Raw genomic sequence first — 12,874 nt, forward strand, 5'->3', positions numbered from 1 at the left:
GAGTGGCTTTTTTCCCTAGTGGAGGTAATGGTATGACTAAAACTAAATTATCCGAACCGAAAAATATGTTCGAGGAACTATTAAAAACAATGGTAGAAATCAATGCAAGTGATTTGCACTTAATACATAATAACCCTGTGTGCTATCGAGTAGATGGTGATGTAATAAAAACAAAAACATTCATTAAAGGAAAAGATGTATTTAAATTGTTAATTGAGAGTAAAGCAATTAATGATTACCACATTAATAACTTTCACGAAGAGAAGGCGGCTAACTTTGCATACACGTATTCTGGAATTAGATTCCGTGGGAACTTATCGCAATCTAGAGGGGAATACACTGCTGTTATACGTCGATTAAGTGATAAAGTTATTCCGGTAGATGCTATCGGGTTACCTGATAAGGTAAAAGAAGAAATTAATCGTTCATTTGGATTAATACTTGTTACTGGCCCAACCGGAAGTGGTAAAACTACTACGTTAACTTCTTTAATTGACCACATAAATGAAACTAGAAAAACTCATATTACAACTTCTGAAGATCCAATTGAGTTTGTGCATAGACCTAAAAAATCAATAATTACTCAAAGAGAAGTAGGTATGGATACACCGGATTTCGCTTCAAGTATGAAAGATAGCTTACGTAGAGATCCAGATATCATTCTTATAGGTGAGATGAGAGATTTAGAAACTATTGAAAATGCTTGTGTAGCTAGTGAAACAGGGCACTTAGTATTCGGAACGTTACATACAAATACAGCGATGTCCTCTATAGATAGAATAGTAAGCGTTTTCCCGGTTATGCAACAACAAAATATACGCTCACAGCTAGCAACTAATATAAGAATGGTTGTGAATCAGCGATTATTCCCGAAAATCGGTGGAGGACGTGTACCTGCATATGAAGTTATGTTTCTAAATAAAGAGATGAGAAGGGCGATCAGACAAGATCGATTAGAAGACTTAGAGGACTTAATGGAGAAATACAAGGATGAAGGAAACATATTAATGAAAGATTCTATTCAAGAATTAAAAGATAAAGGTATTATCGATCCTGACCTAGTTTATTAATTTGTAAAATATATAGCATTTAGGAGGCAAGTGATGAAAAGACAATGGTGGAAAGAAAGTGTGATTTATCAAATATATCCAAGAAGTTTTAACGATTCTAATGGTGATGGAATAGGTGATATTAAGGGAATAACAGAGAAACTAGATTATTTAAAATTACTAGGTATTGATGTGATTTGGTTATCTCCTGTATTTAAATCACCTAATGATGATAATGGATACGATATATCAGATTACAAAGATATAATGACTGAATTCGGCACAATGAAAGATTTTGATGAAATGTTAAAAAAAGCTCATACAAATGGGATAAAAATAATGATGGATTTAGTAGTTAATCATTCCTCAGATGAGCATAGTTGGTTCGTTGAATCTAGGAAATCTTTAGATAATAAATATAGAGATTATTACATTTGGAGAAAAGGGAACGAAAATGGTGGTCCACCTAATCGATGGGGCTCTGCATTTGGTGGCTCTGCTTGGAAGCTTGATAAAGAAACCAATGAGTACTTTCTTCATTTATTTAGCGAAAAACAACCTGATTTAAATTGGGAAAACCCTAATTTACAGCAAGAGATTTTTGATATGATGAAATATTGGTTAAATAAAGGTGTAGACGGATTTAGAATGGATGTAGTTAATTTCATTTCAAAAGATCAACGTTTTCCAGAGGGGAAAGGTACCGGTGAATTTACAGATGGTTCTCCATATTTTATGAATGGACCTAGAATTCACGAATATCTCAATAAAATGAACAAAGAGGTATTAAGCAACTATGATACTATTACAGTGGGGGAAATGCCTGGTGTAAATATAGAGGAAGCAAAGAATTATACTGGCGAACACAGAAATGAATTAAATATGGTATTCCATTTTGAACACGTAAATTTAGGTGACGGCAAATATGGAAAATGGACACCTGAGCCTTGGAGACTAACAGATTTAAAGAAAATATTCACAGAGTGGCAAAAAGGGTTGGAATCTGAAGGTTGGAACAGCTTATATTGGAGTAATCACGATCAACCTAGAGCAATTTCAAGATGGGCAAATGATTCTGAAGAGTATAGGGTGATATCAGGTAAAATGATAGCAACTTGTTTACATATGCTGCAAGGTACTCCTTATATTTATCAAGGTGAGGAAATTGGTATGACTAATGTTTCGTTTAGTAATATTAAGGATTATAGAGATATCGAAACCTTAAATGCATATGAAGATTTAGTTACAAATAATAAGCTATCTAAGAAAGAAATGATGGCCGGTATACATAAAAGAAGTAGAGATAATGCACGCACACCGATGCAATGGACTAATGAACAAAACGCAGGTTTCACTACAGGTGAACCTTGGATTAATGTGAATCCAAATTATAAAGAAATAAATGTTGAGCATAATATAGAAGATAAAGACTCTCTATTTTACTATTATCAAAAATTGATTAAAATACGCAAAGAACACCCAATTGTTACATACGGGATATACACTCCGATAATGGAAGAAAGTAATCAGATTTTCGCCTACGAACGCCAACTAAATAATGAAAAGCTATTAGTTATTTGTAACTTTACAGAGAATGAATGCGAGTTTATTTCGGATAGAAGAATAGCGTATCAAAGTAAAAAACTATTAATTTCTAATTATACCGAAATTGATGGGAATGAAATTGATAATATTATTTTAAAACCGTATGAAACACGCGTATATATATTGAATATTTAAGGGCTCATTTATTGAGCTCTTTTTTTGTGTGGAAATCCTTTTAAATCATTCGAAAATCAATATAAGGATGTTTAGGAGGTGGGTATTAATGAGCTCAGATTACATACAAGAACTAACTGATATATATGAAAGATATGAGGAGAAGAGAACAATCATAAAAGCTAATCAAGATGAAGCGAAAGACCTTAAGAATATGATGATAGAAATTATGCAAGAAAAAGGTGTAGACACTGCTGTCGTAGCTGGTTTAGACGATGATGCTGTTGAATTAACTCTTCAAATAGTTGAAAGAGAAGTTATAGATAAAAAAATGATTGCTGAGAAATTGGGTGTCCCTATGAGGGAACTAAGTAAATTAGAACAGTGGGTAGCTTTAACGAAAGAAGGTAAAATTACCCCTGAAATGATAGAGGATGCAAAATTTACGGAAGAGAGAGAGCAATTTTCTGCGAAACCATTTAAAGAAGAAGTTTAAAAAACTTCTTCTTTTTTCTATGTCAGGTTTTCTTACATAAGAAAAAAGGGAACTGATCAAATCTTTAGAACAAATAGATAATCAATTAGAAGTAAATAATTTTATATAAATTAAGAAGGGTAGACTTATTATGAATCAAAAAGAAGCGTTAACTAAATTACAAGAAGCAGAATTTATCCGTTTGGTGTTTACAGATTTAAAAGGAAATTTAAGAGAAGTAGAGTTATCTAGTACACAGGCACAAAAGATTATTGATGGAGAAGTGATGTTTGATGGTTCTTCTGTAGAAGGATTTTCAGGTATAGAGAATAGTGATTTGTATCTGATACCAGATTTAAGTACGATTAAAGAATTGCCAATCACATTAGAAAGAGGAAGAAATGTCGTACTTGTTATATGTGATGTCTATTCTCCAACTAAAAAACCAGACTTAAATGATTCCAGAGTTGTTTTAAAAAAGACGCTTGAGAGAGCAAAAGAATTAGGTTATGTAGTGAATGTGGGCGCTGAGCCTGAATTTTTCTTGTTAAAAGAAGATCGTACACCAGCGGATGACGCTGGATATTTTGAATTGTCCTCTTGCGAAGATGCTGAAGATTGCAGAAGAGATATTGTTAAAAATCTAGAAAGTCTAGGATTTAACATTGAAACTTCACATCACGAAGTTGCTCCAGCTCAACACGAAGTAAATTTTACATATTCTGAAGCTTTAAAGGCAGCAGATAACATTCAAATTTTTAAAAGTGTTGTGAAACGAACTTCTAGACAGCATTCATTAAATGCAACGTTTATGGCTAAACCAATTCAAGGGGTAAATGGTTCAGGTATGCACTGTAACATTTCATTATTTAAAAACGGTGAAAACATCTTCAAAGGTGACAAGGAACAATTATCACTAACAGCTAAACAATTTATTGCAGGTGTATTAAAATATGCAAGATCCCTTGCTGCAATTACTAATCCAACAGTTAACTCGTATAAGCGCCTTGTACCGGGATATGAAGCGCCAGTATATGTAGCTTGGTCTAGTAGTAACAGAAGTTGTATGATAAGGGTACCAGCTTCAACAGGAAATGCGACACGTATTGAAGTAAGAAATCCAGATCCTACATCTAATCCATACCTAACATTAGCTGTTTTAATAGATGCTGGTATTAAGGGGATTATTGAAGGATTAGAACCACCAATTGAACAGAAAGAGAATATATTTAAATTATCAATTGATGAAATAAAACGTTTAGGAATAGATATTCTACCTGAAGATTTAAGAGAAGCAGTTAATGAATTTAAGCAAACTTATCCTTCAAAAGAAATAATAGGTGAAAATCTATTTGAATCTATTATTAAAAGCAGAGAGAAAGATTGGACCGAATATCGTTTAGCGATTTCGAAATGGGAATTAGATCGATATATGTAACAATACAGGGCCACTCTAGTGAGTGGTCTTATATTGTTTTCAGGGAAATCTGTTTTTCTCGACAAATATATTATAAAAGGGGTGAAGATATAGTGGATACTGTAATTAACATTGGGCTAACTGTACTAGGGGTTCTTGGAACAATTCTATTAATTATGGGTATAGTTTTAACGAGCATTATGAGTATAATGTTTATAAAATTTTATAAGTTTATAAAAAAACAAAGCAAAATATTTGATATAGTAGGTAAGTTAGCAAATATAACGTTTCGTAGAAAATAAAAAAATAGCAGAAATATATTCTGCTATTTTTTATCGCTATTTGTAGTAATGAATGTATCAACAATCAAGGTGAATTCATCCAAACTTACCTTATCTTTTGAAGTGAAATAATAGTAAAAATCTTTACCCTGAATTAAAGCTCTAGGTAGTAGTGAATTTCCTTTTTTCATTATCCATTTGGTAATAATTAAATCTCCTTGTTCGTATTGATCTAGTTCGCCGTCTTTAGTGTAGCCCTTTTGTTTATCCTCATTTATATAGTTATTTATTTCATTTTCGAATAAGAATAATGCAGATTTTTTATGAATGTAATTTACCTCTTTGTGTTCTTTTTTATTAATTAGAATACCTTCTTTTGGCATTTCCCATTCTTCTGGATATAGAAATGTTAATCCATCATTAGAATGATATATGTTAACAGGTTTATTATAGTTAGCTAGTGCGGTATCCTGTATTTTGTTATTATTGATATTAGAACTATTAATATCATTGATATTCTTATCATTATTTTTTAAGTTTTCTCCTAAAGATGCTAGCGTAACTTCATTTTTCAAATTGATTTTCTCCAGTAAATTTAGTGTTTCTTCTGTATTCATCTTCTTATTAATTCGTATGCGGTAGTTATTGATATCGGGTAATTTATCTATAATTTCACCGTTAATTTCATTTGTAATTTGTCTAATTTGGTCTTCACTCGTTCCATCCTTAAACACAATTACTATCTCATTTGTATTATGTGTCGAATTAATCTCCTTAAGAGGATCGGCAGTATTATTTTCCGAGATGGTTGATAAAATCTGAATTGGACCAAAATACTTATAAAAACAAAAAGCTGTAAGTATTAATAACATAAGTACGATTAATAATAATATTTTATCTTTCATAATTAAGCTCCTAAAATTTTTTTCTATTTGTTATTTCAAATAATTGAAAGAAAATCATTTAAAAAAGAACAGGAAATCCTATTCTTTAAAGGTTTACCTGCTCATCTTTTCTAAATGTTTTAATATAAATTCACTAGGAACTGCGAATGAAATACCTGTTGAATCTTCTAACATAGAAGAAATAATCCCAATTACTTCACCTTGTTGATTAAGTAGGGGACCACCGCTATTTCCGGGATTAACATTAATGTTTGTTTGTAATAAGGTTTCATCATAATCTCCACTTTGGAAAATTACATTTTTATCAATATTAGAGATGATTCCGTTACTAAATGAAAATAAGAAATCATAAGGGTTTCCAATTGTATACACTGATTGGCCAATGGAAGTTCCTCTAGAGCTTAATTTAATCTCTAACCCAGGAATGTCTACTTTTTCTTTTAATTTAAGAAAAGCAATGTCGTCATCTGTGTTTGAATATACTGTTTTTGCTTCGAATTTTTCTTTTTTATTATTAATTAAGGTGTAAACCATTTTCTTAGAAGGGACAACGTGTTCATTAGTAACTACAAATTGTTCATTGTTGTAATTTACTACAAACCCAGTTCCGCTTGCACCAGCACTTTTGTTTTTCGAGTCAGTATAAATTGCTAAAACCGATTTAACAGAATTGTTATATAGACGATTAATATTGTTTGATGTGACTTTTGTATTATCTTGAGGGGTTACAATGTTAGTAATTGATTCTTCTATACCTGTGTTGCTAAATATAATGCTACCAATAGATAGAGCGGCAAGCATTCCTACGGTTACATAAAAACTTTTCACTGAATCACCGCCTTTCAATATGAGCACCATACTTATTTATAATGAAAAAATCAACCAAACTGTTTGAAAAAGGAGGCGCTTAAACTGAGAGTAATTGCTTTTTTTATTGTATGTATTATTACTTACCTTTCAAATACCTCAGGGTTAATCATTTCAGACATTTCGACTTGGCTAAATCCAGCAAGTTATGAAAATGTCACAATATATGATGTTTTTAAAAAGGGGAGTGTGTTCTATTCTCCTTGGTCAGATGTAAGGGATCTAGAATTCTATTTACATAAAATGAGCCATTTTATCTTCTTTGGTATGTTAACGCTTTGTTTGTTTTGGGGTAACAAAGGTGTTAAAAAATTTATATTAAAGTTTGTCTTAATTTTTGGATTTGCTTTAATAGATGAAATCCATCAATTTTTTATCGTTGGAAGAAGTGGGAGATTAGCAGATGTTATATTTGATATGTTCGGGGTAATGTGTTTCTTATTCTTAATAACAATCGTGTTAGGGATAAGAACTCTGACGTATCGAAAATTAAGTTATAGAAAATAAAAAGCAGCATAATTAAATGCTGCTTTTTATTTTTCTACTTTATCCGTTTGGTATTTAACTCTTTGATGGTGCGTTGCGTATATAGCTGAAGAGAACTCTTCAATACATATTTCAATATCTTTTGTACTCAATTCACAGTCTTTTAACACACCTTGTTTAATTTTTTTATAAATAAAATCTCTTATTTGTATTTCTAACTCTTCAATAGATTTAAAATTTAAAGAACGAGAGTAGGCTTCAGTAGAATCAGCGAGTAATAAGATACCTTGTTCTTTTGTTTTTGGCGTTGGTGTTTTATATCTAAAATCATCAATTGTAACATCTAGGTTAAGTTCTAACGCCTTTTGATAGAAATGGTATAGAACTGTATCCCCGTGATGAGAATAGATTACATCTATTACCTCTTGTGGTAAATTATATTTTTTACATAGCTTAACGCCTTTTTCTGAATGTCCAAGAATTATTTTTGCACTTTCGAGAGGATCTAAGTTGTTGTGGATGTTGTTAGTAGGACTAGAATTCTCTATAAAGTATTCCGGATTTTCCATCTTACCAATATCGTGGTATAAAGCACCTACTTTTAAAAGTAAGGTATTTGCTCCTATTCTTTTTGAAGCGGACGAACAAAGGTGTCCTACATTACGAGAATGATCATAAGTACCTTTAGCTTTTCTGTATAATTCCTCTAGAATTGGATGATCATATTTATTAAGTTCAGTTAATTTATATATTGTTGCCATTCCAAGCATATTCTCAAGTAAAGGTATTAAGCCGTTTGCAATAATACCTGAAATTATACCGGCAGAGATTAATTGCAAGGAATCCTCTAAAATGAAACGTTGCTCAAAGGAATAGAATAATATGATGTGTGAGAATGATACAATAACTCCAAGAATTGAACCAGTTTTAATAGCGTCAGTAAACCTTCTAAAGTCGTGATACAAGAATGATAGACTTAAACCAACTATTAAGCTTAGTAGCATATAAATGAAGTCATCACCGTTAATTAAAAATCCAATGAATATGGATGCCGCGATAACAAACTTACGACCCCAAAAAACTGCAAATACAATAAGTGAAGTAATAAATGGCACTAACAGCCAAAAAGTACCCTGTAGTAACTGAGATAGGAAAGTAACACCTGCAATTAATAATAGGGTGAAGACGTATTTACGCATAGATGAAAATTGTTCACCTAAGAATCTTGCACAGTATAGATGGAATAATAGCGTAAATAGTAGAATGTTAGGATACTTTAATAGGAAATCCGACCAATTGAATTTCTTATTTATTAAGTCGAGTGCTTCTAATTTTTGAATATGCTCTTCAGTAATTTTATCGTTTTCACGAGCAATAACTTCTCCTTTTGTTATTTTTTTATAAACAGGAGTCAATTTATCAAGAGTTTCCTTTTTCTGCTTAGTAGTTTCATCGTCGTTCAATACTTCGTTAACGATTATTTTCTCGCTGATTTTAGGAACTAAATCTTCCCTTATCGCTGAATTAAATAAATAAAGGCTTGAATCATTGATTAATTCTTCTTTAATACCTTTTAAGTTTTCTTGTCTTGTTCCTAAATCATAAATTCTTTTAAGTTTATTTGCTAAATATTCTCTTGAACGAGTTAAATCGTCTTTTGAAATTTTTAATATTCTTCTAAGTTCGTTTTCAGAGAGACTGTAGGGGTTCTTTAATGATTTTATTACTCCCTTGAAATCAAACTCTTTTGACTCCTCCATTTTGGTTTTTACATCTAATAGTGAGTCATAAAAACTATTCAGTTCTTTAAGTTGTTCATCAGACACTTTTAAATCACGATCATATACATTTTTTATTTCTTTTAATGCTTCTTCTTTTAAATCTTGTGTCGCCTTTTTATCGATATAAGTTGCTGATTTTGGTGCAATTATATCATTTTGTACAATACTATCTAATTGTACTTTTGAATAAAAAAAGCTAGAGGGCTGTGAACAAGCTAGAATTAACAAAGAAAATAAAAAAAGTACAGTTAAGTGTCTAAAATTCATTAATTTTTTCAATTTGACACCACCCAAAAAAATAAATAAGAGAGGTAATTCCTCCCTTATTTATTCGTAAGTTTTTTTAGTTTTCCCATTATTTATTGAAAAAGTAAAATCATTTATCACTTTTTCTAATTCCTCGTTTGAGATCTTTTTGTTAGGGATCACAATTGTTTTACCGATTGATATTTCCTCGTTTGATAGTAATTTAAAGGTAGAAGAGGAATTAACCCCATTTTTTTGTTCGACTGTTTGAGTACCAATTATTTTTCTAAGTTTTTCATCCTTAGGAGTAAAGGTTACCGAAACGTCGTAACTATCATCACGAGAATTTGTAATTTTGAAACCAACGTATACTGAGTTTTCATCCTTATTAAGTTTAGTGATTGATGTAAATGGTTTGATATCGATTCCGTCGAATTCACTTTCCTTATGTAGGATATCACACCCCGTAAATACAAATAATAGAGTAGATATTAATATAAGAGTTTTAATTATTTTCATTTTTTATTCTCCTATTTGAGGGAAACATACCGATTCTTCTTGCAATTAATTGGAAAAATACTAAGTAGAAAACTAGTATAAATATACTAAATTCTAATACCAATTTAGTTGAAAGAAAAGCACCTATAGCAAAGAATAGGCAGAAGGAATATATAATCCAAACAGTTACTCTATGACTAAAACCCATTTGTAGTAAGCAATGGTGTAAATGGAATTTGTCAGGCTGGAAGATAGGTTGTTTCTTTAATTTTCTTCTAACCATTGCATATAGAGTGTCTGAGATTGGGATAAAGAAAATTAGAATAGGGGTAATAAAAGAAGTTACAGCAACCTGCTTCAATTCTAAAACTGATAATGTGGCCATAAAGAATCCGATAAACAGAGATCCAGAATCCCCGAGGAAAATTTTCGCAGGGTGAGAGTTAAAGAAGAGGAAGCCGAAAAGTGTACCGCTTAGCATTAAAGACAGAAACGCGACTAAAGTATTTCCGATTGATAGCGAAACTATAAAGAATGTAAGTGAAGATATAGCTGCAACACCGCTTGCTAATCCATCAAGGCCATCAATTAAATTAAAGGCGTTTGTAATCCCTACGATCCATAATACAGTGAAAGGTACTGCTAATATACCTAACTGCAAGTGTTCTTCAACGAATGGTATATTAATAAATTGAATGGAATGTACATTTATCGCGAAGTAAGTTGCTATTAGAATCTGTACAATAAACTTTTTCTTTGCAGAAAGGTTAAAGCGGTCATCCATTAGTCCTAAAGAAAATATTAATGCGCAACAAATTAACAGGTGGATAAAGATAGGATTTGTAGTCGGATCGTACATATACTCCATAAATAAATAGGTAAAACAAAAAGTTAAAAATACAGAGATTCCACCGGAACGCGGCATTATTTTCGTATGAACTTTTCGAGGGTCAGGTTTATCAATTAACGAAAATTTCAAACCTAATTTAATAGCAAGTGGAGTTGTTAAAACTGATAATACTAAAGACATTAAAAATACGGATATGTAAGGGACTATATTTATATCATTTATCATAAATGTCATATTTATTTATTCCCCGCTAAGAATTTAACTAACTTTAAAATACGAACAATTCTTTTCGGTTCGATTAGTACTCTGTATAGCCATTCTAGGCCAATTTTCTGCATCCATTTTGGAGCTCTTTTTAAGTTACCTGATACCACATCGAAAGATCCACCTACACCCTGGAAAATTGAAACGTTCAATTTCTTCATATTCTCTTTAATCCAAAGCTCCTGTCTAGGGCTACCTAAAGCAACGAATAGAAAATCAGGATTTGCTTGATTAATGGTATCTATAATTATTTGATTATCTTTTTCATATCCATCGATTGTTCCTACAATGTGAAGACCGGGATAACGTGACTCTAAGACTTCTTTCGTTTGCATAGCTACACCAGGTTTTCCGCCATATAAGAAGACTTTTTTGTTATTTAGTGAAGAGAGTTCACATAGTTGCTGGAATAAGTCACAACCTGTTACTCGTTCTTTAATATTTCCGTTTTGCTTCTTAGAGAGATATACAACTCCGTATCCATCAGGAATTTGGTATGTTGCACTATTTAAAAGCTCTTTTAGTTCTGGATCCTTTGTCCCGTGCATTATTTTCTCTGGATTAATAGCAACAATAAAGGATTGTTTTTGTTGCTCGATATCCTGTAATAACTGTTCTTTTAATTCAACGTATCCAAGTGTGGTTACGTTAAATCCCCTAATATTCTCTTTCATAAAAGCTCCTCCTAGTTACAAATAAGAATTCTTTATGTTTATTTTTCTAAAAAAATAAAAAGCCTTTAAAAACATAAAAAAGAAGCGGTGTAATCCGCTTCTTTTTAAATAGTATTTTTTTGTTTGATAATGCTGTGTGCAATCATTGCGATAAAGAATGCAAAGAAAATGACATCTAAGAATCCAGTGTGGATTGAGATTACTAACAAAACAGTTAAGAAGGAATAAGCAATTTTATAATTAGATTCACCAGTAGATTTTAAGCGATTATAAATTGTGCTTAATAAGAATGAGCAGAAAGCTACACCGATCACTAAAAGAACATAGCCGCCATCAAGGAACAACTGTCCTAATAAACTAGGAGTTGTAGTTCGACCTTCTCTTGTAACAGGGATACCGTTATTTGATAAATGGTTTACTTTCTCAGTAACAATTGTACGTGGTGATTTGTTTTCTCCAGGTAGAATTGTTTTTAGTGCAGCTAAATGAAGTTGACCTTTTAAAGTACCGTTTTCGTCTGTGGATTGAACTATTCTACTAAGAACTATTTTTCCGTTTACAAATTCTGCGGTAATTACTCGGTACCATTCTGGCATCTTATTTACTTTTTTAATGTTTGTCTTTGTTTTTGTGTCTAACTTTACTTCTTCAACGGGGTTATTGTTAAAAGCGACTGTTTTATCTTCATTCACAACTCTCATATGTCCGAAGAGGGAGAACGAAACAGAAACGATTGTTAAGAACAGTACAACCCATTTAATATTGAAACGTTTAAAGTGGTAGTGGAAGAATAGAACTAAAGTAAAAACAATCATAAACAGGTTGGTTCTATATCCGATTAATACATATAAAGATAAAACTACTAAACTTGATATAAGTAATAGGATAATTGATTTCTTTTTACTTAAATTTTTCCTCGAAATGTATTCTGTAATTAGGATTAAATATCCAAACCAGAAAAATGCAGAAAGAAAATTTAATTTTGGATTGATATTTCTTCTAATAGATTCATCTAAAAGCCCAATTTGTCCAGTTAACAACATATAGCTTAGACTTGCAAATCCAATAACCGTTACAGCAATTACACCAAGGATAAAGAATTTAGAAATCCAAGAAACAGAAATGCTTGGTAACATAACATTTTTCTTGTTAACAAAATACCAAACAATATAGTAAGTGATTACTGCTGTAAAAATTAAAGGGTATGTCGAAAACTCTAAATCAAATAATTTTGAACGATGTCCATCAAATATATTCCCAAAGAAATGATAGAAGAATAACACAAGTGGGAAAAAGATTGAGGGAGAGAAGAAGTCGATCTCTGATAATCTTTGATGGAATGTTTTAATCTTTTCAGTCAAA

The 12,874-nt window shown here is 31.4% G+C and carries 12 protein-coding genes; 5 read left to right on the top strand and 7 right to left on the bottom strand.

From position 1 onward, the window contains the following. Positions 1-32 precede the first annotated feature (32 nt). The 4 genes from VF726_RS16225 to VF726_RS16240 all read left to right on the top strand — a co-directional run bounded on the left by VF726_RS16225 (position 33) and on the right by VF726_RS16240 (position 4,681). Entirely contained in the window at positions 33-1,070 is a 1,038-nt protein-coding gene (locus VF726_RS16225; protein ID WP_440170043.1) for a type IV pilus twitching motility protein PilT, read from the top strand. Positions 1,071-1,103: 33 nt separating this feature from the next. After that, a complete protein-coding gene (locus VF726_RS16230; RefSeq protein ID WP_440170046.1) occupies positions 1,104-2,789 on the top strand; it encodes a glycoside hydrolase family 13 protein in 1,686 nt (561 codons plus the stop codon). A gap of 88 nt (positions 2,790-2,877) precedes the next feature. Next, positions 2,878-3,264, top strand: a complete 387-nt coding sequence (locus tag VF726_RS16235; RefSeq protein WP_088363972.1) for a hypothetical protein — start codon at positions 2,878-2,880, stop codon at positions 3,262-3,264. Positions 3,265-3,394: 130 nt separating this feature from the next. Further along, positions 3,395-4,681, top strand: a complete 1,287-nt coding sequence (locus VF726_RS16240; protein WP_440170049.1) for a glutamine synthetase family protein — start codon at positions 3,395-3,397, stop codon at positions 4,679-4,681. Between the two features lie 304 nt (positions 4,682-4,985). Here VF726_RS16240 and VF726_RS16245 read toward each other — a convergent pair whose 3' ends face one another. Both VF726_RS16245 and VF726_RS16250 read right to left on the bottom strand, forming a co-directional pair. Beyond that, the gene (locus tag VF726_RS16245) at positions 4,986-5,846 is read right to left on the bottom strand and encodes a S8 family serine peptidase (RefSeq protein WP_440170052.1); all 861 of its coding nucleotides are present in this window, start codon (positions 5,844-5,846) and stop codon (positions 4,986-4,988) included. A gap of 93 nt (positions 5,847-5,939) precedes the next feature. Then, entirely contained in the window at positions 5,940-6,674 is a 735-nt protein-coding gene (locus tag VF726_RS16250; protein WP_440170055.1) for a S1C family serine protease, read from the bottom strand. Positions 6,675-6,737: 63 nt separating this feature from the next. On the opposite strand from VF726_RS16250, the gene VF726_RS16255 reads away from it, so the two are divergent. Further along, positions 6,738-7,220 (top strand): VanZ family protein, encoded by a 483-nt coding sequence (locus VF726_RS16255; protein ID WP_440170057.1) that lies wholly within the window; start codon positions 6,738-6,740, stop codon positions 7,218-7,220. 26 nt (positions 7,221-7,246) lie between these two features. Here VF726_RS16255 and VF726_RS16260 read toward each other — a convergent pair whose 3' ends face one another. The 5 genes from VF726_RS16260 to VF726_RS16280 all read right to left on the bottom strand — a co-directional run bounded on the left by VF726_RS16260 (position 7,247) and on the right by VF726_RS16280 (position 12,873). Beyond that, positions 7,247-9,259: an HD family phosphohydrolase gene (locus VF726_RS16260; RefSeq protein ID WP_440170060.1), complete on the bottom strand. Its 2,013-nt coding sequence runs from the start codon at positions 9,257-9,259 to the stop codon at positions 7,247-7,249. 48 nt (positions 9,260-9,307) lie between these two features. Then, entirely contained in the window at positions 9,308-9,745 is a 438-nt protein-coding gene (locus VF726_RS16265; protein ID WP_440170063.1) for a hypothetical protein, read from the bottom strand. Beyond that, positions 9,732-10,808, bottom strand: a complete 1,077-nt coding sequence (locus tag VF726_RS16270) for a glycosyltransferase family 4 protein (RefSeq protein WP_440170066.1) — start codon at positions 10,806-10,808, stop codon at positions 9,732-9,734. The genes VF726_RS16265 and VF726_RS16270 overlap by 14 nt, the downstream gene beginning before the upstream one ends. A gap of 2 nt (positions 10,809-10,810) precedes the next feature. Continuing rightward, entirely contained in the window at positions 10,811-11,512 is a 702-nt protein-coding gene (locus tag VF726_RS16275) for a WecB/TagA/CpsF family glycosyltransferase (protein WP_440170068.1), read from the bottom strand. Between the two features lie 104 nt (positions 11,513-11,616). Next, positions 11,617-12,873 (bottom strand): oligosaccharide repeat unit polymerase, encoded by a 1,257-nt coding sequence (locus VF726_RS16280; RefSeq protein WP_440170071.1) that lies wholly within the window; start codon positions 12,871-12,873, stop codon positions 11,617-11,619. Between the last annotated feature and the right edge of the window lies 1 nt (position 12,874).

Source organism: Bacillus sp. Brlt_9 (assembly GCF_051948935.1).
Lineage (GTDB): Bacteria > Bacillota > Bacilli > Bacillales > Bacillaceae_G > Bacillus_A.

Bases quoted from the DNA above. Each gene is read 5' to 3' on its own strand.
- VF726_RS16245 (WP_440170052.1), bottom strand. From the start codon at position 5,846: ATGAAAGATAAAATATTATTATTAATCGTACTTATGTTATTAATACTT.
- VF726_RS16230 (WP_440170046.1), top strand. From the start codon at position 1,104: ATGAAAAGACAATGGTGGAAAGAAAGTGTGATTTATCAAATATATCCA.
- VF726_RS16240 (WP_440170049.1), top strand. From the start codon at position 3,395: ATGAATCAAAAAGAAGCGTTAACTAAATTACAAGAAGCAGAATTTATC.
- VF726_RS16235 (WP_088363972.1), top strand. From the start codon at position 2,878: ATGAGCTCAGATTACATACAAGAACTAACTGATATATATGAAAGATAT.
- VF726_RS16270 (WP_440170066.1), bottom strand. From the start codon at position 10,808: ATGACATTTATGATAAATGATATAAATATAGTCCCTTACATATCCGTA.
- VF726_RS16275 (WP_440170068.1), bottom strand. From the start codon at position 11,512: ATGAAAGAGAATATTAGGGGATTTAACGTAACCACACTTGGATACGTT.
- VF726_RS16225 (WP_440170043.1), top strand. From the start codon at position 33: ATGACTAAAACTAAATTATCCGAACCGAAAAATATGTTCGAGGAACTA.
- VF726_RS16265 (WP_440170063.1), bottom strand. From the start codon at position 9,745: ATGAAAATAATTAAAACTCTTATATTAATATCTACTCTATTATTTGTA.